The 25,498-nt window shown below is 36.8% G+C and carries 27 protein-coding genes; 19 read left to right on the plus strand and 8 right to left on the minus strand.

Annotation, left to right across the window (positions count from 1 at the left end):
* Positions 1-422 precede the first annotated feature (422 nt).
* The 19 genes from FJ213_06155 (at position 423) to FJ213_06245 (ending at position 14,157) form a co-directional block, all read left to right on the plus strand.
* On the plus strand, positions 423-1,811 hold the full coding sequence (locus FJ213_06155) for a GWxTD domain-containing protein (GenBank protein MBM4175741.1): 1,389 nt from the start codon (positions 423-425) through the stop codon (positions 1,809-1,811).
* Between the two features lie 53 nt (positions 1,812-1,864).
* The gene (locus FJ213_06160; protein ID MBM4175742.1) at positions 1,865-2,731 is read left to right on the plus strand and encodes a lysophospholipid acyltransferase family protein; all 867 of its coding nucleotides are present in this window, start codon (positions 1,865-1,867) and stop codon (positions 2,729-2,731) included.
* A complete protein-coding gene (waaF, locus tag FJ213_06165; GenBank protein ID MBM4175743.1) occupies positions 2,719-3,768 on the plus strand; it encodes a lipopolysaccharide heptosyltransferase II in 1,050 nt (349 codons plus the stop codon). Before FJ213_06160 ends, waaF begins: the two co-directional genes overlap by 13 nt.
* 34 nt (positions 3,769-3,802) lie before the next feature.
* The gene (locus FJ213_06170) at positions 3,803-4,699 is read left to right on the plus strand and encodes a M23 family metallopeptidase (GenBank protein MBM4175744.1); all 897 of its coding nucleotides are present in this window, start codon (positions 3,803-3,805) and stop codon (positions 4,697-4,699) included.
* Positions 4,689-5,051, plus strand: a complete 363-nt coding sequence (locus tag FJ213_06175) for a polymer-forming cytoskeletal protein (protein ID MBM4175745.1) — start codon at positions 4,689-4,691, stop codon at positions 5,049-5,051. The genes FJ213_06170 and FJ213_06175 overlap by 11 nt, the downstream gene beginning before the upstream one ends.
* A gap of 3 nt (positions 5,052-5,054) precedes the next feature.
* The gene (locus FJ213_06180) at positions 5,055-5,318 is read left to right on the plus strand and encodes an AtpZ/AtpI family protein (GenBank protein ID MBM4175746.1); all 264 of its coding nucleotides are present in this window, start codon (positions 5,055-5,057) and stop codon (positions 5,316-5,318) included.
* Positions 5,290-5,691, plus strand: coding sequence for a hypothetical protein (locus tag FJ213_06185; GenBank protein MBM4175747.1), 402 nt, complete (start codon positions 5,290-5,292; stop codon positions 5,689-5,691). The genes FJ213_06180 and FJ213_06185 overlap by 29 nt, the downstream gene beginning before the upstream one ends.
* On the plus strand, positions 5,691-6,536 hold the full coding sequence (atpB, locus tag FJ213_06190) for a F0F1 ATP synthase subunit A (protein ID MBM4175748.1): 846 nt from the start codon (positions 5,691-5,693) through the stop codon (positions 6,534-6,536). The genes FJ213_06185 and atpB overlap by 1 nt, the downstream gene beginning before the upstream one ends.
* Before the next feature lie 21 nt (positions 6,537-6,557).
* Positions 6,558-6,785 (plus strand): ATP synthase F0 subunit C, encoded by a 228-nt coding sequence (atpE, locus tag FJ213_06195; GenBank protein ID MBM4175749.1) that lies wholly within the window; start codon positions 6,558-6,560, stop codon positions 6,783-6,785.
* 17 nt (positions 6,786-6,802) lie between these two features.
* The gene (atpF, locus tag FJ213_06200) at positions 6,803-7,348 is read left to right on the plus strand and encodes a F0F1 ATP synthase subunit B (GenBank protein MBM4175750.1); all 546 of its coding nucleotides are present in this window, start codon (positions 6,803-6,805) and stop codon (positions 7,346-7,348) included.
* A gap of 3 nt (positions 7,349-7,351) precedes the next feature.
* On the plus strand, positions 7,352-7,906 hold the full coding sequence (locus FJ213_06205; GenBank protein MBM4175751.1) for a F0F1 ATP synthase subunit delta: 555 nt from the start codon (positions 7,352-7,354) through the stop codon (positions 7,904-7,906).
* A 29-nt stretch (positions 7,907-7,935) separates the two neighbouring features.
* Complete coding sequence (locus FJ213_06210; GenBank protein ID MBM4175752.1) at positions 7,936-9,486, plus strand: F0F1 ATP synthase subunit alpha; 1,551 nt, start codon at positions 7,936-7,938, stop codon at positions 9,484-9,486.
* On the plus strand, positions 9,486-10,388 hold the full coding sequence (atpG, locus tag FJ213_06215; GenBank protein MBM4175753.1) for an ATP synthase F1 subunit gamma: 903 nt from the start codon (positions 9,486-9,488) through the stop codon (positions 10,386-10,388). The genes FJ213_06210 and atpG overlap by 1 nt, the downstream gene beginning before the upstream one ends.
* A gap of 114 nt (positions 10,389-10,502) precedes the next feature.
* Complete coding sequence (locus FJ213_06220) at positions 10,503-11,828, plus strand: signal recognition particle protein (protein MBM4175754.1); 1,326 nt, start codon at positions 10,503-10,505, stop codon at positions 11,826-11,828.
* A 23-nt stretch (positions 11,829-11,851) separates the two neighbouring features.
* On the plus strand, positions 11,852-12,298 hold the full coding sequence (rpsP, locus tag FJ213_06225) for a 30S ribosomal protein S16 (GenBank protein MBM4175755.1): 447 nt from the start codon (positions 11,852-11,854) through the stop codon (positions 12,296-12,298).
* A gap of 67 nt (positions 12,299-12,365) precedes the next feature.
* Positions 12,366-12,599, plus strand: coding sequence for a KH domain-containing protein (locus FJ213_06230; GenBank protein ID MBM4175756.1), 234 nt, complete (start codon positions 12,366-12,368; stop codon positions 12,597-12,599).
* A gap of 41 nt (positions 12,600-12,640) precedes the next feature.
* Positions 12,641-13,144: a 16S rRNA processing protein RimM gene (gene rimM / locus FJ213_06235; GenBank protein ID MBM4175757.1), complete on the plus strand. Its 504-nt coding sequence runs from the start codon at positions 12,641-12,643 to the stop codon at positions 13,142-13,144.
* A complete protein-coding gene (gene trmD, locus FJ213_06240) occupies positions 13,145-13,792 on the plus strand; it encodes a tRNA (guanosine(37)-N1)-methyltransferase TrmD (protein MBM4175758.1) in 648 nt (215 codons plus the stop codon).
* A gap of 26 nt (positions 13,793-13,818) precedes the next feature.
* Complete coding sequence (locus tag FJ213_06245) at positions 13,819-14,157, plus strand: 50S ribosomal protein L19 (GenBank protein MBM4175759.1); 339 nt, start codon at positions 13,819-13,821, stop codon at positions 14,155-14,157.
* 77 nt (positions 14,158-14,234) lie between these two features.
* Here the strand turns inward: FJ213_06245 and FJ213_06250 are convergent, their stop codons facing one another.
* The 8 genes from FJ213_06250 to FJ213_06285 all read right to left on the minus strand — a co-directional run bounded on the left by FJ213_06250 (position 14,235) and on the right by FJ213_06285 (position 25,401).
* Positions 14,235-15,173, minus strand: a complete 939-nt coding sequence (locus FJ213_06250) for a phosphoglycerate dehydrogenase (GenBank protein ID MBM4175760.1) — start codon at positions 15,171-15,173, stop codon at positions 14,235-14,237.
* Between the two features lie 18 nt (positions 15,174-15,191).
* On the minus strand, positions 15,192-16,859 hold the full coding sequence (gene hutU, locus FJ213_06255; protein MBM4175761.1) for a urocanate hydratase: 1,668 nt from the start codon (positions 16,857-16,859) through the stop codon (positions 15,192-15,194).
* Between the two features lie 3 nt (positions 16,860-16,862).
* Complete coding sequence (locus FJ213_06260; protein ID MBM4175762.1) at positions 16,863-17,201, minus strand: hypothetical protein; 339 nt, start codon at positions 17,199-17,201, stop codon at positions 16,863-16,865.
* 10 nt (positions 17,202-17,211) lie between these two features.
* The gene (locus FJ213_06265) at positions 17,212-18,300 is read right to left on the minus strand and encodes an adenosine deaminase (GenBank protein ID MBM4175763.1); all 1,089 of its coding nucleotides are present in this window, start codon (positions 18,298-18,300) and stop codon (positions 17,212-17,214) included.
* Positions 18,301-19,081: 781 nt separating this feature from the next.
* Positions 19,082-20,665 (minus strand): FMN-binding glutamate synthase family protein, encoded by a 1,584-nt coding sequence (locus tag FJ213_06270; protein MBM4175764.1) that lies wholly within the window; start codon positions 20,663-20,665, stop codon positions 19,082-19,084.
* On the minus strand, positions 20,666-21,361 hold the full coding sequence (locus FJ213_06275; GenBank protein MBM4175765.1) for a hypothetical protein: 696 nt from the start codon (positions 21,359-21,361) through the stop codon (positions 20,666-20,668).
* Positions 21,358-24,534 (minus strand): hydrogenase, encoded by a 3,177-nt coding sequence (locus tag FJ213_06280; protein ID MBM4175766.1) that lies wholly within the window; start codon positions 24,532-24,534, stop codon positions 21,358-21,360. Before FJ213_06280 ends, FJ213_06275 begins: the two co-directional genes overlap by 4 nt.
* A gap of 18 nt (positions 24,535-24,552) precedes the next feature.
* The gene (locus FJ213_06285) at positions 24,553-25,401 is read right to left on the minus strand and encodes an NAD(P)H-dependent oxidoreductase subunit E (protein ID MBM4175767.1); all 849 of its coding nucleotides are present in this window, start codon (positions 25,399-25,401) and stop codon (positions 24,553-24,555) included.
* Positions 25,402-25,498: the final 97 nt, after the last annotated feature.

Consider the following 25,498-nt stretch of genomic DNA (forward strand, 5'->3'; position numbering starts at 1 on the left):
AAAAGCTCACAGATGCAGATAAGAAGAGTCTATTTGACAAGGTAAATGTTTTCCCAAATCCATTGTATGCCTATAATCCGGCAGTAGGATATTATGCCGATCCGAATAATCCGAAGAATGACGAACCTTATGTCACATTCTCTAACCTACCTGAAGATTTTACTATTAGAATTTATTCCCTCTCAGGGTTATTATTACGTACACTTCCAGATGATAGAATTCCACTATCATCACCATTTGTAAATTGGGATCTGACTAATAAACATGGCTTACGGGTTGCCTCAGGAATGTATTTGGCAGTAGTAACTTCACCTGGATTAGGAGATAAAGTCTTGAAATTTGCAATCATCCAACCGCAGAAGCAAATTAGAAGATTTTAATTAAGGAAAATTAAAATTGGAAAAAAGAACGAGGGAAAATAGATGAAAATAATATTTAAGACAATTTGTATTGCACTTCTTTTAACTATTTCATTAAATGCGCAAGTTTTGAATAATTCCTCAGTTTTTGTTGATTATGCAAAATTTAAATTTAATGAGGATTCACTTTATGTAGAAATCTATTACTCGATATCGGCGCGAGCGCTTAAGCTCTCACAAATCGAAGGTCAATCGCATTTGAAAGCTGAAATTAATATCGATATTAACACCGAAGACAATGCTCAAAAAATTACTTCGAGAAATTATTCATTTGATAATATCTTGACAGGTGATATTGAGCAAAGTTTAAATAGATTTTTAACTGGTTTAGTGGGCTTCTCGCTCGAACCGGCAAAATATAACCTGAAATTTTCGATTAATGATTTAAACGATGAGAAAAATCATCACGTAATTGATTTTCCTCTTGAGGTTCAAAATTTTTCTGACGAGAATTTTTCTATAAGCGATATTCAGCTTTGCAGTAACATTATCGAGAATTCTGAGAACACAAATTCTTACTTTTTCAAAAATTCATACGAAACGTTTCCAAATCCAAGTACAATTTTCGGCGAGGGTCTGCCAACTCTATTTTATTATACTGAGCTGTACAATCTTCAGCGGGGTGAGAATTTAAATCCACTGAAGTTGATAATTTCGATTCATGATTTTCGAGGCAGGGAGAGGAGCAGGAAAGAAAAATTTCTTTCGCGAAAATTCAATTCCATAGTCGATGTAGGGGCATTAAATCTTGCGAAGTATCCAAGCGGATCATACACACTGGCGTTGACTCTTGTAGATACTATCTCTCGTTACGGTATTGTCTCATCAAAAAGATTTTTTATTTACAATACTCAAGTGAAAGAGGATTTCGAGTCAAAGTTTGCTGAAGCAGATGTTCTTTCAAGTGAGTTCAATGTAATGAGCGAGGAAGAGCTGAATTCAACTTTTGAGGTGTCTCGGTATGTTGCTTCAGCAGCAGAATTAGATCAATGGAATAAAATTGCAGACCTTGAAGGTAAAAAGAACTTTCTCTTCAAGTTTTGGAAACAGCGTGATCCAGATATAGTGTCGCCTAAAAATGAACGAAAGATCGAATATTTCGATAGAATTAGACGTGCTAACGAACAATTTACAACACCGCGCATTGAAGGCTGGAAGAGTGATAGGGGGCGTGTATACATAGTTTACGGCGAACCAAGCGAGATCGATCGTTTCCCGAGTGAGATGGATGCATATCCATATGAGATATGGTCTTATCACCACATCGAAGGTGGAGTAATTTTTGTTTTCGGCGATATTACTGGAATATCGCAAATGCAACTACTTCATTCTACACATCGAGGTGAAATGAGAGACGGGAATTGGTTCAATAGAATTAAAAAGATTCGGTGATAAGAAATAGTTCTTGAGTACATCTAAATTGTTTTTTTATTTTGCATGTAAATATGCAGAATAAAATCGAGTTTTTTCTTTTTAATCTACTATCATTTCTTCTCACTCGTTTTTCTCTGGGGGTTGCAAGAAAATTTGCAACGCTGCTGGCAGCTTTTTTTTACTTTTTTATTCCGCTTAGAAAAAGTGTAGCAATAAAAAATCTTCGATTAGTTTTTCCAGAGTACACAGAAAAAAAACTGAATCAGATTTTATACTGTTCGTATATCAATTTCTTTATCGTTCTTATCGAAATATTCTACATGCGAGTAATAGAACAGGAGGAATTGAAATCGATGGTAAAAATAAAGAAGCCTGAATTAATTCGTGAATCTCTGAGAAAAGATAAAGGACTCCTCTTCTTATCGGCGCATTTCGGCAATTGGGAAATTCTTGCTGCTTCGACTGCTCTTACCATTGGAATCCCCTATTCAATAATTGTGAAACCGCTTCGGAACAATTTGGTTGATAAGTTTATGAATACCATGCGTTGTAAATGGGGAAATAAAGTAGTTCGAATGGGTGTATCTGTGAAAGATATTTATCGAGAATTGTTAAATAAAAATGTAGTTGCACTAGTGGCCGACCAGCGAGCCGCGGAAGGTTCACTGAAAATTCCTTTTTTCGGGAGAGAAACTTCTGTTTTTTTTGGACCCGCGACTCTATCAGTAAAAACCGGTGCACCAATACTCTTGGGAATTGCTGTGCGGCAAAATGATTTCAGTTATGAAGTCGATTTGAAAGAGATAAAGATTGAGGATAATTTATCTGAAGATCAAAAAATTGAATCTATAACCAAAGAATATATTCGGCAATTGGAATTGATAATTAGAAAGAATCCCGAGCAATGGCTTTGGTTCCATGATAGATGGAAACATTGATTAAAAAGCAAACTAAAATCTTAATTTTACAGACCGCTTTCTTGGGCGATGTACTGCTAACTCTCCCGTTGATTCATCATTTACGGAAAATATTTTCAGACTCGGAAATTGATTTAATAGTTAGACCGGATGCAGCCGAGGTAAGTGAAATTTCTTGCGATCTTAATCGTGTGATCATCTTTGATAAAAAGAAAAACGGATTGAGAAATACATTCAATCTTATTAAAGCCATCCGAAAGAAAAAATATGATTTACTGATTTCGCCGCATCGTTCTTACCGTAGCAGTCTAATTTCTTTCTTTAGTGGAATACCCAAACGGATTGGATTTGATACTGCGAGTTTCTCAATTTTATATTCCGATAAAGTCAAATATCAAAAAAATGTACATGAAGTGGAAAGAAATATTTCCCTAATTTCGGAGTTCAGAAAAGTTCAGGAGTGGGAGCAATTAATTCCTATCAAACCGTCTGCTGCGGAATTGCACAAGAAGTTAATATCGTGGAATAATTCTAAACAACAAATCGTTTGTATTGCTCCATTTTCAGAGTGGTACACAAAAAGATATCCTCAAGATTATTTTATAAAACTAATCGAATTGTTAATTAAATCAGAAATAAAAGTATTAATAATTGGCGGGAAAAAAGATTTAAGTGATTCAAATAAAATTGTGGAGAGTATTTCTTCCAGCGAATGTGTGTTAAATTTGACTGGTCAATTAAGCATTCGAGAATCCATAGATGTGATTGGAAAATGTAATTTACTGATAAGCAATGATAGTGCTCCAACTCACATGGCAATGTTTACGACCTGTCCAGTGCTGACGATCTACGGTTCAACGATACCAGGATTTGGATTTTATCCTTACCGTTCGTTTGATTCGGTGATACAAATTGATGAATTATACTGCAAGCCATGCGGGATACATGGATTTATTACTTGTCCCGAAAATCATTTTCGGTGCATGAGAGAGTTGAAACCCGAACTTGTTTTTGAACAAGTCAAAAAAATGCTTCAAAACGAAATAATATCTTTATAGAATAATTTTTTGAAGTTTGATATATTGAAATAAGATGTTTAAAAATCTAAAAGTTATTTTCAAGAAAAGGTACGATTTACTCCTTATTCCGAAAGATGGTAGGAGCACTGATAAAATTTTGAGAACAAGTTTAACTCGTGCTCTGCTAATTATTTTTGGATTGATGATTATTTCAAATTCCATTTTACTTTCATTTTTGGCTTTCACTCCGATTATGGATTACCTGCCGGGATTTGAAATAATCTCTAAAGAGGAGATGAATCAAATTTCTGAGATCAAAGAAAAAATGTTAACGATTTCAAAGGAATTTGAGCGGGTGAAAAGAAACAACGAAAGACTGCAGCTGATTCTTGAAGGTAAACCAATCCCCATGGACGAACGCGAGCTTGACTCAAATTATGTGAAAGAAAGGATGAGAAGAGATTCCATCCGACTTATGTCAAAACCATTGTCTAATAATTTGTTTATTGCATTTAAACGTTTATTGAACCTTTTTTCACAGGTCTCAGATTCAAATTCGATTCAAAATCAAAAACAGTTCAATCAATATACCCTAAGTTTCATTTCGCCTGTAGTTGGTGTGATAACGCAAAAATTTTATCCTAAAAATGCCCACTATGGAATTGATTTTGCAGTGCGAACCGGAACTCAGGTTCGAACTGCCGGTTCCGGCGTAGTAATTTTTTCTGATTATACAATTAACGATGGTTATAAAATTATTGTAGCCCATTCCTCTGGTTATATAACTATCTATCAACATTTATCAGTCCTATTAAAAAAAGAGCGGGAGAAAGTTTTTCAAGGAGATGTTATAGCTTTGTCTGGCAATACAGGAAAACTAACAACAGCACCGCATCTTCATTTTGAAGTGTGGAAAAATAATAAACCAATTGATCCAAAAACCATTTGTGTAGATTTATATGAAAAATAGAGAAAAATTCAGTGATGAGCTTTCAATTCTTTCAAACAATGTTCAAATCAAAGGGAATATTTCTGCTCAAGGAAATTTCCGCATTGAGGGGCAAGTCGAGGGAGATGTGAACGTACGCGGTAATTTATTTTTAGGTGAAACTGCAACCGTTAGAGGGAACATTACATCCAACAATTTCACCTGCAATGGAACTGTGCAAGGCAAAATCATGATTGAGGATAAACTTGTCATTGAAAAAAAATCAAAAATTACTGGCGACATTACTACAAAAGCATTAATTGTTGAAGAAGGCGCAGAGATAAACGGAAAATGTATTATGTCTTCCGGTTCTAAAATTCAACCCGAGTCTTAGAGATTGTTAAATCCTAAAAAAGTCAAGGACGAACAACGCAAGTTCATCGAAGGATTCGCAAAGTCAGGCCCTTATCTTGGGCTTGGAGCTCAAATGGCTGCAACTGTCGTCATCATGGTTTTTTTGGGGAAGTACCTAGATGACTATTTAAATTCAAGTCCGGCATTTATTTTAATTTTTTCACTTCTAGGTTCATTTGCCGCAATCTATAATTTTATCCGACAAGTCCTCAGATTGAATGAAAAGAAAAAAAATGGGAATAATTAGGAAGTCTTTTATTGGAAGGCATTTATTAATTAATCTTCCCATTCTAGGAATCGGGTTGCTGTTTGTATCAATTACAAATAATTATGAAGCATTTACTGGTGTAATAACTGGTTATCTTCTGATATTGATTTATGTAATAATAGGATTTTTATCTTTTGAATATTCAGTTTCAAAGTCCAACGAAGCATTCTTAAAGTATTATTTTGGCGGTATGATGATTCGGATGTTTTTATTGCTAATCCTAATATTTTTTCTGTTAAAAAATATTAGCATTAATAAGATAAGTTTGTTATTTTCGCTACTCATTTTTTACGTGATAAATCTAGTTGTGGAGTTACAATATGTAATTTCACGCCAAAAACGAATTAATTAATGGATACTACCAAGGTAATTACTGATACTTTAGCTCAAACCTCTGATAATAGCAGCAGTTGGATTATCGATCACATTGTTGACAGCAATGTACTCGATTTTGAACCGTTTTTCTCTATAACATTGCCTGCAATTCATCTGAATCTTCTTGGAGTAGATTTAAATCTTTCAATAACAAAACATGTTGTTTTTGTTTGGTTGGGAGCTTTAATTGTTTTCTTACTTTTTCGTCTTGCAGCTTCAAGCTATAAGAAATCGCTTGTTCCCAAAGGTCTTGCGAATGTTATGGAAGTGTTGGTTACTTTCATTCGTGATGAAATTGTTGCTCCAACAGTCGGTACGGCATATACAAATAAGTTTTTACCTTTCCTTGGTACAATTTTCTTTTTCATTCTGACCTGCAATTTTCTTGGGTTACTTCCCTATGGATCAACCGCGACTTCAAATATTTCCGTAACGGCATCACTAGCGGCGATTAGTTTTATCGTAACGCAATTTGCAGGCATGAAAAAGAATGGTGTAATGGGATACGTTAAGGGATTAATTCCGCATGGAGTTCCTGTTTTTCTTTTACCTATAATGTTTGTGGTTGAAGTTTTAGGTCTATTCACAAAACCATTTGCACTCATGATCCGACTTTTTGCTAATATGACAGCCGGGCATGTAGTGATTATGGCGTTAATCGGTTTGATTTTTATATTGAAGACACCATTTATTTCACCGGTGTCAATTCTTTTTGCACTTTTTATATACTTGCTTGAATTGTTAGTCGCATTAATTCAAGCTTATATTTTTACAATGCTTTCATCTCTCTTTATCGGGATGGCAATTCATCAAGAACATTAATTAAATATAAAGGATAAATAAATGGAATCATTAGGATTTGCATACTTGGCAGCAGGAATCGGTGCTGCATTGACAGTGATTGGAGCTGGATTCGGTATCGGCAAATTGGCTAGTTCAGCAATGGACGCAAGCAGTCGTCAACCGGAAGCACTTGGCGATATAAGAACATCAATGATTATCGCAGCAGCACTTATTGAAGGTGTATCGTTGTTTGCATTGGTTATTTGTATTCTGCTCGCGCTTAAATAAACTAACAGGTTTTTGAAATGGAATTGTTAATATTTTCTTTTAAGTTTTTTCTGCTTGCTGGTGGAGAAAAAGGCGGATTGCTTGATGTTAATCCAGGTTTGATTTTTTGGACAGTTGTTACTTTCATTCTTCTTTTATTGATATTAAAAAGAACAGCTTGGAAACCCATGCTTGAAGCCCTTAAACAGCGTGAAGATTCAATTCGAACTGCTCTCGAAAAATCGGAACAAGCAAAACTTGAAGCAGAAAAACTACTTGAAGAAAATAAGAAAAATTTAGCTGCGGCTGAAGAACAAGCAAAAAAGATCATTGATGAAGGAAGGGAATTTTCCAGTAAGCTCAAAGCTGAAATTCTTGATAAGGCCAATGAAGATGCGAAGAAATTGTTAGATCAAACGAAAATTGAAATCGATCGGAAGAAAGATGAAGCTCTCAATGAACTTAGAGAGGTAGTTGCAGATTTGGCAATTCAAGCAACAGAAAAATTGATTGATGAAAAACTCGATGATAAGAAACACAGATCACTTATTGACAAATTTATCAGCACTTTACCGAGGCAATAAGTTTTGAGTAGTTTCAAAATTACGAATAGATACGCCACAGCTTTGCTCGAGCTTTCAATCCAAGAAAAATCCTTAAACGATGTCAATAGAGAACTTGAGCTTATAAAAAAATCAATTAAAGATTCAAGAGAACTAACACTTTTTTTACAAAGCCCAATCTTAAAATCGCAAAAAAAGAAGGATATTTTAACAAAAATATTCAGTGGCAAAGTTTCGAATCTCACGATGAAGTTTTTGAATTTAGTAATTGACAGGAATAGAACTCCTTTGATTCTGGAGATTATCGATCACTTTTTCGAACTAAGAGATAAGCATCTTGGAATAATCAATGTAGCAGTAAGAAGTGCAGCTAAATTTGACAAGAATCAATCAGAAGACCTAACAAAGCAGTTAGAAAGTTACACTAATAAAAAAGTAAAAATTAATTTTTCATTAGATTCTTCGTTGAAGGGTGGATTTGTAGTTCAATTGGGTGATACTGTTTTAGATGCAAGTCTTCGACATCAATTGGATTTATTAAAAAGTAAATTCCTTCATGGCTCAGAAGAATTAAACTGAACGAAAAAAGAATTTAGAAAAGGTTAAAAATGGCAGAAGTAAGACCAGATGAAGTTTCTTCGATTTTAAGAAAAGAACTTTCAGGATTCGAGAAAGAAGTTGATGTTTATGATGTCGGTACGGTATTAGAAGTCGGCGATGGTATTGCGCGTATTTACGGCTTGTCAAAAGTCATGGCAAGCGAGTTAGTTGAATTCCCAAATGGTGTTTTCGGAATGGTGCTTAATCTTGAAGAAGATAACGTTGGTGCAATATTATTTGGTGAAGATACACTCGTAAAAGAAGGCGATATTGTTAAAAGAACAAAGAGAGTTGCTTCGATTCCGGTTGGAGATCAACTTTTAGGAAGAGTTGTAAATCCACTTTGCCAGCCTCTCGATGGTAAAGGTTCAATTAAAACGGATAAATTCCTTCCAATAGAAAGAAAAGCACTTGGTGTAATTTTCCGTCAACCGGTTAAAGAACCGCTTCAAACAGGTCTTAAAGCCATTGATGGTATGATTCCAATCGGAAGAGGTCAAAGAGAATTAATAATCGGCGATCGACAAACTGGTAAAACTGCCATTGCACTTGATACGATTATCAATCAGAAGTATACCCACACCGAAGAAGCTAAAAAGCAGGGAGTTAAGCCTGTTTATTGTATTTATGTTGCAATTGGACAAAAAGGTTCGTCAGTCTCGCAAGTAGTCGCAAAACTTGAAGAAGCTGGTGCAATGGAATATACAACTGTAATTTTAGCAGCTGCTTCAGATACAGCCCCAATGCAATTCATTGCTCCTTATTCAGGTGCAACTGTTGGTGAATTCTTCAGAGATAGTGGAAGACATTCTTTAGTTATCTATGATGATCTCTCAAAACATGCACAGGCTTATCGTCAAGTTTCGCTATTGCTTCGACGCCCTCCTGGACGCGAAGCTTACCCAGGTGATATTTTTTACCTCCATTCTCGTTTATTGGAGAGAGCTTCTAAATTGAGTGACGATTTAGGTGGAGGAAGTTTAACAGCTCTACCAGTAATTGAGACTCAAGCTGGAGATGTTTCCGCATATATTCCGACAAATGTTATATCGATTACTGATGGTCAGATTTATCTTGAGCCGAATTTGTTTAATGCTGGTGTTCGTCCGGCTATCAACGTTGGTATTTCAGTCTCTCGGGTAGGAGGAAATGCACAAATTAAGGCAATGAAAAAAGTTGCTGGTACGCTTCGGCTTGATCTCGCACAATATCGAGAACTTGAAGCATTTGCTAAATTTGGTTCCGACCTTGATGCCGCAACTCAGAGGCAGCTCAGAAGAGGTCAACGACTCGTTGAATTACTAAAACAAGGACAATACAAACCAATGTCCGTCGAAAAACAGATTGTTTCAATCTTTTATGGGACTAATGGTTATTTAGATCAACTCGCAGTTAATGATGTACAAAAATTTGAATCAGAAATTCTTGAAATTTTCGATGTAAAACATAAAGACATTATGCTGGAAATTGCTGAAAAGAAAGAATTGAATCAAGCAATTATCGAGAAGCTCAAGAAAATTGGAGATGAATTTTTAAATTCATTTAAGAAAAGCAATTAATGGCAACTCTACGTGAAATACGCAGAAGAATCACGGGTGTAAAAAGCACTCAACAAATCACAAAAGCAATGAAGATGGTTGCTGCTGCGAAGCTTCGAAAAGCTCAAGAGGCTATTTTGAACATTCGGCCTTATTCCAATAAAATGGCAGATTTGCTTCATTCACTACCAGGAAAAATTGATAAGTCTATCAGCCCCCTGTTGATGGAAAGAGAAACCAAGAACGTTACTCTGATTATCGTTACCTCTGATAGAGGATTATGCGGCTCTTTTAATTCGAACCTAATACGAAGTGCTGCCGAGTTAATACAAACTGAATTCAGTTCGTATCGCGAGTCCGGCAATCTTAATTTAATGTGTATCGGCAAAAAAGGAAGTGATTTTTTCTCCAAGCGAAATTACCAGGTAAAAGAAAAGTATTTAGGGATCTTTTCAGATCTTCAATTTTCGTCAGCAAAGGAAATAATCCAAAAAGTTACGAACTCTTTCTTGAATGGAACGACTGATAAAGTCTACGTTATTTATAATGAATTTAAATCCATCATCAGTCAAAAAATTAAAGTTGAACAAATTCTTCCCATTCCTGAGACTCATCAGGCCGAGAAAAATGAAAAAGAGAGCAAATATAATGAGTATGTCGATTTTATTTATGAACCAAGCAAGGAAGAGATTCTTACGAAAATTCTCCCTCAACATTTGAATATTTTGATGTGGCGTGTGTTACTTGAGTCTAACGCATCTGAACATGGTGCAAGAATGACGGCTATGGATAATGCAACTGAAAACGCAAAAGAACTTATCCGATTGCTGAGTCTTTCGTACAATCGCGCGAGACAAGCCTCTATCACAAAAGAACTACTTGAAATAGTTGCCGGAGCTGATGCGCTGAAGGAATCGGCGTAAAATCTTCTTTTAAGTTTATTTTTTATAGGTCTCCAATTTTAGGGCTTAAAATTAAAATAAGTTTTTGATACTTTTACTTAGATTTGCTAACTTTGACAGCTAAAATGAAAAAATATGTTCGAAGATTTAACATATAAATTAGAAAAGACCTTCAAGCTAATTCGCGGACAGGGGAAATTGACGGAAAAGAATATTTCTGACACGCTCCGTGAAGTACGTCGAATTTTGCTTGATGCTGATGTTAATTTTCGAGTCGCTAAGGATTTTATTGAAAAAGTGGAGCAAAAATCACTTGGAAAAGAAGTCTTAAATTCAATTACTCCTGGTCAATTAATAATAAAAATTATTAATGATGAGCTAATTGAACTTCTTGGCAGCAAGACTGAAAGTATAGTTTTATCCAAGCAGCCACCGTCAATTTATTTAATTTCCGGTTTACAAGGATCAGGGAAGACAACTTTTTCAGCCAAACTTGCAGATTATCTAAAAAAATCTAACTCAAAGCCGCTTCTGGTAGCTTGTGATATTTATCGCCCTGCTGCAGTTCAGCAGCTCAAGACACTTGGCGAACAACTTAAAGTAAATGTATTCGAAGGAGAAAGTGATCCGGTCAAGATTGCGAGTGATGCAATAAATTATGCCAAGAAAAATAATCATAATATAGTGATTGTTGATACAGCCGGAAGAATGCACATTGATGAGAAAATGATGGAAGAAATTGCTGAAATTAAAAAGGCAATTTCACCAACTGAGACTTATTTTATTGTAGATTCGATGACTGGACAAGATGCAGTGAACACAGCTAAAGCTTTCAATGAGAAAATTGATTTTGATGGAGTTGTACTAACTAAACTCGATGGCGATACGAAAGGTGGATGTGCTCTTTCGATTCGTGCCGTTGTGCAGAAACCAATTAAATTCGTAAGTCTTGGGGAGAAGCTTGATTCCATCGAAGTTTTTCATCCTGATAGACTTGCATCAAGAATTCTTGGTAAAGGCGATATCGTAAGTTTTGTTGAAAAAGCTCAAGACGTATTTGATGAGAGAGAAGCTTTTAAAATTGAAGAAAAAATAAAGTCAAACAAATTTGATTTTGAAGATTTTAAAGAACAAATTAAACAAATAAAACGCATGGGATCGATTTCCCAGTTGCTTGGAATGATCCCTGGCATTGGTTCGAATTTGAAAAATGTTGAGATAGATGAAAAAGCATTCGTAAAGATCGAAGCAATTATTAACTCAATGACTAAAGAGGAAAGAAAAAATCCTCGTGTTTTAAATGGCAGTCGGCGAAAAAGAATTGCTAAAGGAAGCGGAAGTACGATTCAGGATGTGAATAAATTGATTAAACAATTTGAAGAAATGCAAAAGATGATGAAACGTGTTTCTACAATGGGCATGAAAAATGCTTTTAAAGGTATTAAATTTCAGTACAATTAGAAAATTATTTGGAGGAAAAACATTTGGCAGTAAAGTTAAGATTGCAGAGAATGGGAAAGAAAAAACAGCCAATTTATAAAATCGTTGCTGCAGATTCCCGTTCACCGCGCGATGGTAAGTTTATTGAAGCTATTGGAAGATATAATCCTAGAATGAATCCTTCTGAATTAATTGTTTCAGAAGATAGAGCTCTCTACTGGTTGGGAGTTGGTGCACAGCCAACTGATACGGTTAAGAATCTATTAAGTCGTGAAGGAATTATTCTTCGATATGATTTGATGAAGAAAAAAGCTTCTCCTGAGAAAATTGAACAAGAATTAGAAAAGTTCAAAATGCTGCAACAAGATAAGCAGAAGAGATCGCTTGAGAAGCAAATAGCGAAGAAAGGCTCAAAAAAGAAATCCAGTGCGGCAGAAGCAAAAGGTGCAGCTTCTGAAGAAAAACCGGCAGAAACTCCTGCCGAAAATTAGTAGAAATTTTCGGTGGAATCTGCGCTTGGCACATAAATACTAAGCACCCCAATTTCCGGAGGGAAATATGAAAGAATTCATCGAATATATTGTAAAACAGCTTGTTGATAAACCAGAAGGGGTCACCGTTGAGGAAACTCAACCAGCGGAAAACAAACTTGTCTTCTCCCTCAAGGTAAGTCAGGAAGATGTTGGTAAAGTTATTGGTAAACAGGGCAAAACTGCCCAAGCAATGCGAGTTCTTTTGACTGCGGTTGCTGCCAAAGAGGGGAAAAAAGCAATCCTCGAAATTCAGGATTGAAATATTCCCTATTCGATAGTTAGCTATCGAAATAAATAAGGATGATCTTAATTGGTAGAATCATCGGCACCCACGGTCTGAAAGGGATGCTGAAAATTAAACCGTTCACGGATTTCTCTGCACGGTTTAATAAGAGTGAAATTTTGTGTGTGAAGATTGAAAATGATTCTTTCGAGAAATTTAGAATTGATAATTCATTTGAGCGAAAAGGAATTTTCTATCTCAAATTTGAAAATGTGAATGATTTGACCCAAGCTGAGATGCTTGTGGGAAAAGATATTGTTATTGAAGAAGGCAGTCTGAAAAAACTTGAGTCTGATTCATTTTACATCCATGAACTTATTGGTGTGAAAGTATTAAGTGAATCAGGTGAAATTCTCGGAGTCATAACAGACGTATTCAATCTTCGCTCAAATGATGTGTATGAATTAATTGATAATTCTGGAAAGAAGTTTTTAATTCCTGCTGTAAAAGATTTCATTGAAGAGATGAATATAGAATCTGGATTTATGAAATTAAAAAATACAGAAGGGATGTTTGATTAGGTGAGAATAGATTTAATTTCTGCAGTGCCGCAAATTTTGGAAAGCCCAATAAGTCACAGTATTGTAAAGCGTGCACGGGAAAAAGATTTAGTTGAAATTGTGATTCATAATCTGCACAATTACGGCGAAGGTAAATATCGTCAAATTGATGATAAACCATTCGGAGGCGGAAGCGGAATGGTGCTGAAACCGGAACCGATCTTCCGATGTGTGGAGAAATTAAAAAGCGAAAGAAGTTATGATGCCGTTATCATCACTTCTGCGAAAGGAAAATTATTCGATCAATCAATGGCGAAAAAGTTTTCCTTATTTGAAAATTTGATTTTTATTTGTGGTCATTACAAAGGTATTGATCAACGCGTGACTGAATTAACCGGTGCAGAAGAAATTTCCATTGGCAGATTCGTTTTAAGCGGTGGCGAACTGCCTGCACTTGCGATTGTCGATGCAATAGTCAGATTGATCCCGGGCGCACTCGGTGACGGTGAATCTGCATTAACTGACACTTTCATCGATGAAGATTACATCGAACCGCCGATTTATACCAGACCACGCGAATTCGAAGGACTTAAAGTCCCTCAGATTTTATTAGAAGGAGATCATTCCAAAATTAAAGATTGGAAAGATAAGATTTCCTCAGAGAGTTGAAAAATTAAGAAAATGGAGATGATAAAATGAATAAGCTGCAACATGCACAGTCGTTACAATTGAGAAACGATTTTCCAAAATTTAGAGCCGGTGATCGTGTAAATATTCACTTCAAAGTAATTGAAGGGGATAAAGAACGAATCCAGCAGTTCGAAGGGGATGTAATTTCAATTCGAGGTGCCGGAATAGATAAAACATTCACTGTCCGAAAGATTTCCGATGGAGTTGGAGTGGAGAGAATTTTTCCGTTCCACTCGCCGAAGATCGCTAAAATAGATTTAGTTCGTGAAGGAAGAGTCCGCAGAGCTAAACTTTATTACTTGAGAAATCTTTCAGGAAAAGCTGCGAGAATTAAAAGCAAATAGAAACCGTAATTTGGAAACAAAAAAAGGTCAGCTTATACTGACCTTTTTTATTTTAAAGGAATTGGCAATTCGATTTTTCAATTCACTCGATTAATCGCTTGACCTGTCTTTTGAAACTCTGAGATTATTCTCACAGTTTCTTCGGCTACGGCGTTTTGCGCTTGCTCTGTCGATGCACCAATATGGTGAGTAACATAAATGCCGTCTACATTTTGGAGTTTAGAGCTGACAGCACCATCTTTTCCTTCTGGCTCTCCTTTGAATACGTCGACTGCGGCTGTAATTCCTTTTTCTTTCACTGCTTTGATTAAAGCATCTTCATCGATTACATCTGACCTGGATGTGTTGATCAACATCGCATTTTTTTTCATTAATCCGAACAGCTTATCGTTGAACATTCCTTTGGTTTGAGGATTTGCCGGAACGTGAAGAGTGATAACATCTGATTCGGAAATTAACTTTTCAACGTCATCATAATATTCGACTCCAATACCTTCACTCTTAATTACATCGTAACCGATAACTTTCATTCCGAATGCATGTGCACGTTTTGCAATTTCCTTCCCAATATTTCCGACTCCGATAATGCCAAGCGTTTTTCCGAAAATTCCTTCAGCTTTTGAAAATTTCGCTTTGTTCCAAATGCTTGAGTTGAAGTCTTTAACATTATCTGGTATTTTTCTGTCGAGTGCAACTATCATTCCCATTGCAAGCTCGGCTACAGCGATTGAATTCTTGCCCGGACAATTCGTTACAGGAATGCCTTTTGCACTTGCAGCTTTAACATTAATATTATTTACACCCGAACCTGCTCGAATTATCAATTTCAAATTACTTCCATCGGTAATTGTTTTTTCGTTTACAATTGTCGATCTCACAACGATTGCATCAGCATCTTTTGCTGCTTCGGGTAAATCGTTTTCCCCGAGTTTGGGATTGTAAACCACATCAAGCTTTAAATCTTTCATTTGGTTGATGTAGATATCTGGAAATTTATCCGCAACTATTACTTTCATTTTTTTCTCCTCTCCAAATTATTGATTAAAATTTTTCTTTAACATTGGAATATTAATTTTATGTTCTATTGCATTTTGAATTGCTCGCTCATATCCAGCATCGGAATGACGGACGATTCCCATTCCGGGATCATAAGTTAAAACTCTCTCAAGTCTTTGTTCAGCTTCATCGGTGCCGTCTGCTACTACGACCATACCTGCGTGGATGGAATAACCTATTCCAACACCGCCGCCGTGATGTACAGAAACCCAGCTTGCACCTCCGATAGCGTTTAGCAATGCATTCAGTATAGGCCAATCTGCTATTGCATCACTTCCGTCTTTCATCGCTTCCGTTTCGCGGTTTGGCGAAGCAACGGAGCCGCAGTCTAAATGATCGCGCCCGATTACAATTGGAGCTTTTACTTTTTTCTCTTTAACAAGTTGATTAAATATTTTTCCCATCTTTGCACGCTCGCCGTATCCGAGCCAGCAAATTCGTGCAGGCAATCCTTGAAAGTGAACATGTTTCTGCGCCAATTCAATCCAGCGAATTAGAGATTTGTTTTTAGGAAATGTTTCGATTATGGCTTTATCGGTTATAAATATATCTTCAGCTTCACCTGAAAGTGCCGCCCATCTGAAAGGACCTTTACCATCACAGAATAGCGGACGAATATATTCAGGTACAAAACCCGGAATATCAAACGCATTTTTCACTCCATTGGCAAAAGCTTCTCCGCGGATGTTATTACCGTAATCAAATGTAATGCTGCCAAGTTTTTGAAATTCGAGCATTGCATTTAAGTGAATGACAATCGATTTCTTCGAAAGCTTGATATATTTTTCCGGATCAGATTTGCGAAGTGAAAGGGCTTGTTCATAACTCATCCCAGCCGGCACATAACCATTTAAAGTATCATGTGCTGATGTTTGGTCTGTCAATATATCCGGAATGATTTTCATCTCAAGAATTTTTGGAAGGATTTCTGCTGCATTGCCGAGCAGGCCGATTGAGAATCCTTCTTTTTTCTCTTTCGCATTTGAGATTTTATTCAATGCTTCTTCAAGATTGTCAGTCATAATATCGAGGTAGCCGGTTTTGAGTCTCTTTTCTATTCTTGATTTGTCAACTTCGATACCAAGAAAAGCTGCACCATTCATTTTTGCTGCAAGAGGTTGTGCACCCCCCATACCTCCGAGTCCGGCAGTAAGCAAAAATTTTCCAGCAAGTGAACCGTTGAAATACTTGTCTGCGCAAGCAGCAAACGTTTCATAAGTTCCCTGAAGAATTCCCTGCGTTCCAATGTAAATCCAGCTTCCAGCAGTCATCTGTCCGTACATAATCAAACCGAGAGTTTCGAGCTTTCGGAATTCATCCCAAGTTGCCCAATGCGGAACGAGCATAGAATTTGAGATGATCACTCGCGGCGCGTTTGAATGCGTTTTGAAAACCGCTACTGGTTTTCCAGATTGAATTAATAATGTTTCATCGGCTTCAAGTTCTTTCAATGATTTTACGATTGCATCGAAGCATTCCCAATTTCTTGCAGCTTTACCAATTCCGCCATAGACGATTAATTCTGCTGGATTTTCTGCAACATCAAGATCGAGATTGTTCATTAACATTCTTAGGGCTGCTTCTTGAATCCAGCCCTTTGTGTTAAGATTCGTTCCTCTCGGAGCTCTAATTATCTTTTCATTCATATTTTATCTTTTCTTGAAATGATTATTTAACAAACCTTCATATTGATTTATCAGCGATTTGTACATCCATTTTTTGAAGAACCAAGATTTTTTTATTGCATCTTTGTATTGCTTTAAGTTTTCAGTCAGTTGAGTCTCAATTCTCTTTGACTCTTCCTTTGTTAATTTTACGACTTCTTGCGATGAAGAAAACTTCTCCGATAAGCTTTGGTAAATTCTGATCTCGCTGGAATATCTAGAGTCTCCCTCAATTTGCTTGAGGATTTGTTTCACTAATGTGGACAATAATTTTTTTTCAGTTGAATTAAATTCAAAATTATAATTCTTGAATAATGGTTTCATGGTCTCCTAATTATTTAAATGAAAGCAGCTTTTCTCTGGTTTTTTGATAACCAGGTTTTATAACATCGTAAATTATCTTAATTCTATCTTTATATGGAATGAATGCGCTTTTCATTGCATTAATAGTCAGCTTTTCCATATCGTCGAGTCCAATTCCAAAAACATCGGCAGCGATTTTGAATTCTTTTGTGAGTGTATGATCGCTCATTAATCTGTCATCGGTATTTAGACAAACACGGAATTTGTATTTATAATAAATGCCAAATGGATGCAGTTCAAGACTTTTCACTGCACCTGTGTGCACATTGCTCAGTAAACATATCTCAAGAGGAATTCTTTTGTCGAGAACGTATTGAGCTAAATTTCCCATTGAGATCAATTGCCCATCTTTAATTACCATATCTTCAATTAATCTTGTTGCGTGGCCAATTCGATGTGCGCCGCACCATTGAAGCGCCTGCCAAATCGATTCTTTTCCGAAAGCTTCACCAGCGTGAATCGTTATATTGAAATTTTCTCTTTGAATATATTGAAAAGCTTCTATGTGTTTCTTCGGAGGATACCCCCCTTCTTCACCTGCGAGATCAAATCCAACCACTCCTTTATCGCGAAAATCCACAGCGAGTTCTGCCATTTCGAGAGAAAGTTTCATATTCCGCATTGCACAAATTATTAAGCCATACTGTACGCCAAAAGTTTGTCTGCCGCGTTCCAATCCATTTAATACTGCTTGCACAACTTCTTCCCAATGCAAACCTTTGTTTGTATGAAATATTGGGGAAAATCTTGTTTCAATATATACTACGCCATCATTATGCATGTCTTCCATCATTTCGAATGCAACGCGTTCGAGAGCTTCTTTTGTTTGCATAACACCGCAGGTGTGAGCGAAACCCTGTAAAAATTCAACTAAGTTGCCTTTATTTGCACCGCGGTGAAACCACTCAGCTAGTTCTCCGGCATCGGTGGTTGGAAGTTTTGTGTATTTCATTTCTTTTGCAAGATCAATCACAGTTTGCGAGCGTAATCCGCCATCGAGATGGTCGTGCAAAAGAACTTTTGGAACTTCTTTAATGATATCAAAAATTTCTTGTTTCACAGGTTACCTTTCTGGTGTTATCGGAATTTGTAATTTGATGGAGCATTAATTTTGACATAATCATCGGTCAATTAACTAACCACAACAAATTTATGCAAAAGAGGGAGTAATTTCAATTTAATGATGAGCATAATCGCTGAAGAGAGGTTTATGATTTAATTGAATTAATAATCAACAAGTTTAACCCAAATTTGTCATTAGGAAAAAACCAAATCGTATAAATCCTGAAATAACATTTTGTTATTGACATTTTAAGAAATAAGATTTGCTTACATATAGAATTAATTATGGTCAAAAAATTATTAGATTAGTTTATATAAAACAATGAGTTACAAGCCATTTTTTCTATTGTCGGTCATGAGAAATTTCTAATGATAAATCCGGGTTTAATTAATTTGCTAATCGTTTTGATGTTTCAAGATAAATATTTAAATCGGTCATGCACAAATATTTTTTTGATTTACAGATAAATCTGCTTCAATGTTGTTTTACCGTTCGACAATTCACAACTGCAATAATTACTTCGATTTCATAACTTTGGTTGCTGCGAATTATTCCTTTATGAAACACACATTGAAAGGAAGTTTTTCTCTCTGACTTAAGATTCAACCCAAAATTATTATTAAATAAATTTCTAAATAGCAGTCGAGTGTAATATGTACCAAATCACTGACTTCTTAAACAGTTTATTGCTTATAAAGCGACGCTATTATTCAATTCATTTCAATATTAAATTCCAAATAAAAACAATAAGAGAATAAGCTTAAAATTTATTTCAGTCTTATATCTTCAAAATTTTGTCAACTTCCTTTTTATCAAGATCCATTACATAAGGAATTCCTGTTATCTCGGCGGATTCCTTGGTTAAGCACGCAAGGTCGTCACGAGTCATGAACTCAAGTTTGAATTTCCTGCTTCCGCACATTAATTGACGCAAACCCTGAGCCAAACGTTCGTAATAGGTATAAAGTCCTAAAGCTCCGACCGGAACTTTTTGAAATTCATTATCACCAAGCTCCTTCCTGAGATGAGAAGCAGTGACAAAAATCTCATCTACCGATCTTCCGAACCGCTCAATATAAACCGGAAGCTGCCCGTCATCTATTGCTCTGCCAATAGTTTTTCCAACCATAGCTGCTGCAATTGGTGCTCTTGCCATACCAACGAGTTTAGTAAATGGGGCGCCAAGTGCCAATCCTTTAAAGATTTGATCTTCAAATGTAAATCCTCCGGCGAATGCAACTGCCGGAACGTAGTGTCCTTTGTCTGATAACTTTTTGATATAACTATAAGCTAGTGAGTGTAATTCAAGTGGGGGGATACCCCATTCATTCATCATTCTCCATGGACTCATTCCGGTGCCTCCGCCTGCACCGTCGATTGTGAGCAGATCGATTTTATATTTTGAGCAAAATACTATTGCACGCGCGAGATCGAGCGGGCGATAAGCACCTGTTTTCAGAAATATATATTTTGCTCCGGCTTTTTTTAACTCTTCAACTCTTTTAGCAAATCCTTCTTCCGAAACCATTCCAATTCTAGAATGTCTTTCGAATTCAGTAAATGCACCTTTCTCAAAAGCCTGAATTACATTTGCATCGGTGGGATTTGGTAGAACAATATAACCTCTATCATGAAGGAGCTGAGCTTTTTTTAGATCTCTGATTTTAACCTCACCTCCAATATTTTTGGCGCCTTGTCCCCATTTTAATTCAACTATTTCAACACCTAATTTTTCGATTGCATATTCTTGAACACCGAGCCGGGTATCTTCAACATTTGCCTGAAGGATAATGGCACCATAATCATTTCGTTTAAAATCGTTATAAAGTTGGACTCTGCGTTTTAGATCAACCGTGTCGATTACTTTCCCGTTCTTTATTACTGTTTGAGGATCCATACCAGCAACATTTTCACCGATGGTAAGTCCGGTTCCTGATATTGCTGATCCAATTGCTAATCCTTCCCAATTATTCTTAGCAATATTGGTAGAGCCAATTCCTGGAATAATCCAAGGATATTTAAATTTGATACCGCCATCATGCCCGAAATGAACTTCGAGATTTACAGCAGGGAAGATTGCTTTATCGCTGTCTGCTTCTATTCCTGAAGCACCTATTACTCCTCCCATAATGTTTAAATGAGAATAATCTATGGGATAGACTTTTTCCGCGGCGGTTGTTATTACGCCAAATGGTTGAGGATAGATTACCTCGTGACCTCTATAAGCTGATTTACCGATTTCACACATCCCAATACAACCGTCGACACAGGTTACGCACATTCCGGAAGAGGGAGTGATACTGCCGTCAGTTCTGTTTTTTGTTAATGTAGCTGCAGACGAATTAATTCTTGAGTACGACATTTATTTAACTCCTTTATTTTCTAAATCTACTATTTCGCATGCTACACATGGATCCATGTAGCACATCATATTTTGAAAGTGTTCTTTTTCCACGCAGGGCGGAGAAATATTTGCACATCCGCCGCATACTGCTTTTTCAGGATCGATATAAGTACATCTTAGTTGACAAGCCGGACAAACATAAATACACCCGCCGCAAAGCCTGCAAACTTCGGATTTGATATCGAATGGTGTTCCGATACTTCGCTTTTCGCCGCGTCCTCTAAATCCAATGGCCTTCGCGACCATCTGTTCATTACACATTCTCACGCACAATCCGCAAAGAATACAATCTTCATATTCTTGTTTAAATCGCTGTTGTCTTACATCATGTTGGGAAGCAATATCTTGAATTATTTTGGATTGCGGGCAAGATGCTAATAACAATTCGATAACCATTTTTCTTGCTCTCATAACTCGTACAGAACCAGTTTTAACTTTTAATCCTTCTTCGGCCGGATATGTACAAGAAGATACCAGCTTAGCTCTTTCACCTTCGCCGATTTCAACTACACACAATCTGCATGCACCATACGGAGTTAAGCCTTCCAAGTGGCACAGAGTTGGAATTGGGAATCCTATAAATTGAGCAGCTTCTAAAATTGTACTCCCTTTTTCAACTGAAACTGATAATCCATTTATTTTTAATGTGATCATGTAACTACCTCCGAACCTTTATTAACAGTTTCATTTACTTTTTCCAAAGATTGCGTGAATTCCAGATCGCATCTCAAACATCGACTCGCTTCATACCTGGCAGATTCATCCGACAATACTTTCTCGACTTCTTCTAATCCTTTTCTCCTTCGTTCTAAAGAGATAGTCGGCAATTTTATTCTTGCTAATTGCTGCTCATCTGATTGTTCACCGTTCACTGGTGGGATGTATATTTTTGGGAGATTGACCTCAAACGGTTGATTTAATTTCTGAGCTTGCAAATATCGATTAATCATAATTGCAGCTTTTTTCCCTGCAGCAATTGCTTCAATTACCGTTTTTGGGCCAGTAACGACATCTCCACCGGCAAATACTCCTTTCCGATTTGTTTGAAGAGTCTCTTTATCAACGATTAGTGTTCCCCATTTATCTACTTTAATTCCCATTTCAGAAATATAGGCCACGTCAGGAGTATCGCCAATGGTGACAATTAAAGTATCAAATTCGAATGATTCTTCTGTACCAGGAATTGGTACTGGATTTCTTCTGCCGCCTGGATCTATTTCACCTAACTGATTTCTAATTACTTCGACTCCCGCGAGTTTGCTATTTCGTGAATGAATTTTAACTGGCGAGACTAATGTTATTAAATTGATACCTTCTTCTATTGCCGCATCAATCTCATGTTGAAGTGCAGGCATTTCTTTCCGAGTTCGCCTGTACAGTACAGTGACGCTTTCCACTCCGTCTTGTCTCAACGAGACTCTTGCAGCGTCAATTGCAGAATCCCCGCCGCCAATTACTCCAACTTTACCTTTAGCAAGATTTCTTCCCTTTAAATTAAATTCTTTCAAAAACTCGATCGCAGGATAAACACCATCCAAATCTTCCCCTTCAATGTTTAGGAGTTTACTTTTGTGAGCACCCATTGCTAGGAAGATTGCTTTGTAATCGTCATTTAGAAGACTATCGATTGTAATATCTTTTCCCATTTCGATGTTGTATTGAATATTGATATTGCTATCGATCAGCGAATCAATCTCTTTCTTAATTATATTTCGCGGGAGGCGATACTCTGGAATACCGCATGTTAACATCCCCCCAGGGATATTTTCTTTTTCAAAAATATCTACTTTATAACCTTTCAATGATAAATAATGTGCTGCAGTTAGTCCGCCAGGGCCTGAACCTATTATGGCAATTTTGAATTTGTTAGCATTTTTGATTGTGGCTCGTTCGGGTTGATAGATTGAAGGCTCAATCCTATCGGTGATGAACCGCTTTAATGCTCTAATAGCAATTGCATCACCTCCGCTTGTACCTGCGCGGCACTTGTACTCGCAAGGATGGCTGCAGACTCTGGCACACACGGATGGAAAAGGATTTGTCTCTCTAATGGCTAAATATGCTTTTTCATACTCACCGTTAGAAATATGAGCAATATATCTCCAAGCTTCAGTCCCTATCGGACAAGTAGACTGACAAGGAGCTCCGACTAGTTCTCTGCATACTGCAGCCCTGCATTTTTTATTTTCAATATGCTCTATATATTCATCTTTAAAATATTGCAGTGTAGATAATACTGGATTAGAAGCCGACTGACCTAATCCGCACATTGTTGTATCTTTTACTACGATAGCTAATTCTTCCAAAAGTTGTATTTTATCCAAAGTAGCTTTCCCCCGGGAAATGTCATCCAATAATTCATACATTCTCTGTGTACCTTTCCGGCACATAAAACATTTACCGCATGATTCATCTTTTAAGAAGTTCATGAAATATTTTGCAACATCGACCATGCATGTATTTTCATCCATCACAATCATTCCGCCGGAACCCATTATAGTACCTGCTTTACTCAGTGAGTCGTAATCAATAGGTATATCAAATTTATTAACTGGGATACAACCTCCCGAAGGACCACCTGTTTGAACTGCTTTTAACCGTGTCTCTTTTTCAGATCCGCTTCCAATGTCAAATACAATCTCTTTAATCGATATTCCCATTGGCACTTCGACCAATCCAGTGTTTTTTACTTTCCCAACAAGACTGAAGATTTTCGTTCCGGAATTATTTTTCGTGCCGATTTGAGCAAAGTGCTGAGCACCCATTTCAATTATTGCCGGGATATTTGCCCATGTTTCAACATTATTTATTGCGGTTGGTTTTCCATAGATCCCTTTGGTAATAGGGAAGGGAGGTCTCTGAACCGGTTCTCCCATAAATCCTTCAATTGATTTTATTAGGGCAGTTTCTTCACCACACACGAAGGCACCGGCTCCTCTAACAATTTTTATATCGAAGGAAAAGGCGGTTCCTAAAATATTTTTTCCTAGGAAGCCAATTTCATTCGCAACTCGAAGTGCAATGATTAAATGTTTGATTGCAAGAGGGTATTCATTTCTAACATATATTATACCCTCGTTTGCACCAGTTGCAAAAGCACCAATCATCATTCCTTCAATGATACTGTGTGGATTACCCTCGAGTAAACTGCGATCCATATACGCTCCAGGGTCACCCTCATCGGCATTGCAAACAAGGAATTTACCATATCCATTTTTTTGCTTCGAAAGAAGTTCCCATTTCTTTCCGGTTAAAAATCCTGCACCTCCTCTTCCTCGCAAACCAGATTTGATAATTTCATCAATAATCCATTGGGAATCATTTTTGTGAAGGACATTAACGAAAGAATCATATCCACCGATTTCAATATAATTGTAAATTCTTATAGGATCGACTTTCTCATTCCTAGAGAGTAAAATTCTATTCTGTTTTTTGAAGAACGGTATATCATCCTGTTTCTGGATCCTCTTACCCGAATCAAGATCAAAAAATAATAGCTCCTCAATAATTTCTTCCCGCGAGATTGCCTTAATAATACTTGGTATGTCTTTAACAGAAACTTTAGGATAATAAGTTCTGTATGGTTCGACCAAAATAGAGGGTTCCATTTCACAAAAACCGTGACAACCTGTTATGCGCAATTTAATTTTTGCAGTAAGGTTTTTACTAATTAATTCTTTTTTCACTACTCTAATTAAGTCATTAGCTCCGCTTGCTTGCCCGCATGTTCCAGCTGAAATTATTATTGTGGGAATATGTTCCATTTTATCAACTGAAATGAGACTTTGAAGTGAATGAAATTCGGAAATACTGTTTAGTCTATTCATTTATCCACCTGTTGAGCATTAATAATTAATTCCAGTTATGTCGAGCATGTGCCACCTGCATCCACGCTTAGAACAAATTTGAATCATACCACCGCCTCGTACAATCATGGGAACTGTTAATGAACCACATTCCGGGCAAGGTGAACCACCGCGTAATTCAGCGTGACAGAAGGGACAAAAAAAGTTACAAATAACACCTGTTGTAATTTCGTATTCTGATTCAATATTAAAGCTGCCGTATAAGCTCGAAAGTCTTCCCCAGCCATGTTTTCGTTCGAAAGATAGTGTAAGCTTGATTGATGGGTGTCCATCAATCTTATGTTCTGAATCCATAAGACTATGATTGCACCTTGCACAGCTTATTTCAAGAGGAAAGATTCTTTCATCAGTTTTTATTTCAAACCGATCAAGACCTTCATTAGTTTGTTTGATTATTTGTTTTACCTTTCGAGAGGCAACTTTTGAAAAATAATGACCATCCGAAACTACAATTGGTCCCAAAGCACAGGCTCCAAGACAAGCGACAGTTTCGAGGGTGAATTTATTATTTTTTGTTGTATCACCAGCATGGATGCCAAGCTGTGCTTCGAATTCTTTTTGAATGTTTGGACCTCCCCTCACATGACATGCTGTACCAAGACAAACACAAACTAAATGTTTCCCCCGCGGCTTTAAGCTGAAGGATTTATAAAAAGTCGCGACTCCGTAAATGTCAACTAAAGACTTTCCAGTCTCTTCAGCAACTTTTTTTAATTCGGAAATGGGGAGATAACCGTGATCGGCTTGGATAGATTCGAGAATGGAAATTATTCCATCTCGGATTGGAACGGAAGGCTCTTCATTTTTAATTTGAGATTCGTGAGCCATTTTTTCTCCTTTATTTTTTGAGCACGTTAGTTGATATTCTCAACAATTTTAATTGCAGCCGCCGCTGCCAAATACTCATAGGATCTTCTTAGCAAAG

The sequence above is a fragment of the Ignavibacteria bacterium genome (assembly GCA_016873845.1).
Lineage (GTDB): Bacteria > Bacteroidota > Ignavibacteria > Ch128b > Ch128b > JAHJVF01.

Excerpts from the sequence above, each read along its gene's own strand:
- rimM (MBM4175757.1), top strand. The coding sequence starts at position 12,641 with ATGATCTTAATTGGTAGAATCATCGGCACCCACGGTCTGAAAGGGATG.
- FJ213_06170 (MBM4175744.1), top strand. The coding sequence starts at position 3,803 with ATGTTTAAAAATCTAAAAGTTATTTTCAAGAAAAGGTACGATTTACTC.
- FJ213_06245 (MBM4175759.1), top strand. The coding sequence starts at position 13,819 with ATGAATAAGCTGCAACATGCACAGTCGTTACAATTGAGAAACGATTTT.
- FJ213_06280 (MBM4175766.1), bottom strand. The coding sequence starts at position 24,534 with ATGAATAGACTAAACAGTATTTCCGAATTTCATTCACTTCAAAGTCTC.
- FJ213_06250 (MBM4175760.1), bottom strand. The coding sequence starts at position 15,173 with ATGAAAGTAATAGTTGCGGATAAATTTCCAGATATCTACATCAACCAA.
- atpE (MBM4175749.1), top strand. The coding sequence starts at position 6,558 with ATGGAATCATTAGGATTTGCATACTTGGCAGCAGGAATCGGTGCTGCA.
- FJ213_06270 (MBM4175764.1), bottom strand. The coding sequence starts at position 20,665 with ATGTCGTACTCAAGAATTAATTCGTCTGCAGCTACATTAACAAAAAAC.
- FJ213_06160 (MBM4175742.1), top strand. The coding sequence starts at position 1,865 with ATGCAGAATAAAATCGAGTTTTTTCTTTTTAATCTACTATCATTTCTT.
- atpG (MBM4175753.1), top strand. The coding sequence starts at position 9,486 with ATGGCAACTCTACGTGAAATACGCAGAAGAATCACGGGTGTAAAAAGC.
- FJ213_06220 (MBM4175754.1), top strand. The coding sequence starts at position 10,503 with ATGTTCGAAGATTTAACATATAAATTAGAAAAGACCTTCAAGCTAATT.
- FJ213_06230 (MBM4175756.1), top strand. The coding sequence starts at position 12,366 with ATGAAAGAATTCATCGAATATATTGTAAAACAGCTTGTTGATAAACCA.
- FJ213_06210 (MBM4175752.1), top strand. The coding sequence starts at position 7,936 with ATGGCAGAAGTAAGACCAGATGAAGTTTCTTCGATTTTAAGAAAAGAA.
- atpB (MBM4175748.1), top strand. The coding sequence starts at position 5,691 with ATGGATACTACCAAGGTAATTACTGATACTTTAGCTCAAACCTCTGAT.
- FJ213_06175 (MBM4175745.1), top strand. The coding sequence starts at position 4,689 with ATGAAAAATAGAGAAAAATTCAGTGATGAGCTTTCAATTCTTTCAAAC.
- FJ213_06275 (MBM4175765.1), bottom strand. The coding sequence starts at position 21,361 with ATGATCACATTAAAAATAAATGGATTATCAGTTTCAGTTGAAAAAGGG.
- FJ213_06285 (MBM4175767.1), bottom strand. The coding sequence starts at position 25,401 with ATGGCTCACGAATCTCAAATTAAAAATGAAGAGCCTTCCGTTCCAATC.
- atpF (MBM4175750.1), top strand. The coding sequence starts at position 6,803 with ATGGAATTGTTAATATTTTCTTTTAAGTTTTTTCTGCTTGCTGGTGGA.
- FJ213_06185 (MBM4175747.1), top strand. The coding sequence starts at position 5,290 with ATGAAAAGAAAAAAAATGGGAATAATTAGGAAGTCTTTTATTGGAAGG.
- FJ213_06155 (MBM4175741.1), top strand. The coding sequence starts at position 423 with ATGAAAATAATATTTAAGACAATTTGTATTGCACTTCTTTTAACTATT.
- hutU (MBM4175761.1), bottom strand. The coding sequence starts at position 16,859 with ATGAATGAAAAGATAATTAGAGCTCCGAGAGGAACGAATCTTAACACA.
- waaF (MBM4175743.1), top strand. The coding sequence starts at position 2,719 with ATGGAAACATTGATTAAAAAGCAAACTAAAATCTTAATTTTACAGACC.
- FJ213_06260 (MBM4175762.1), bottom strand. The coding sequence starts at position 17,201 with ATGAAACCATTATTCAAGAATTATAATTTTGAATTTAATTCAACTGAA.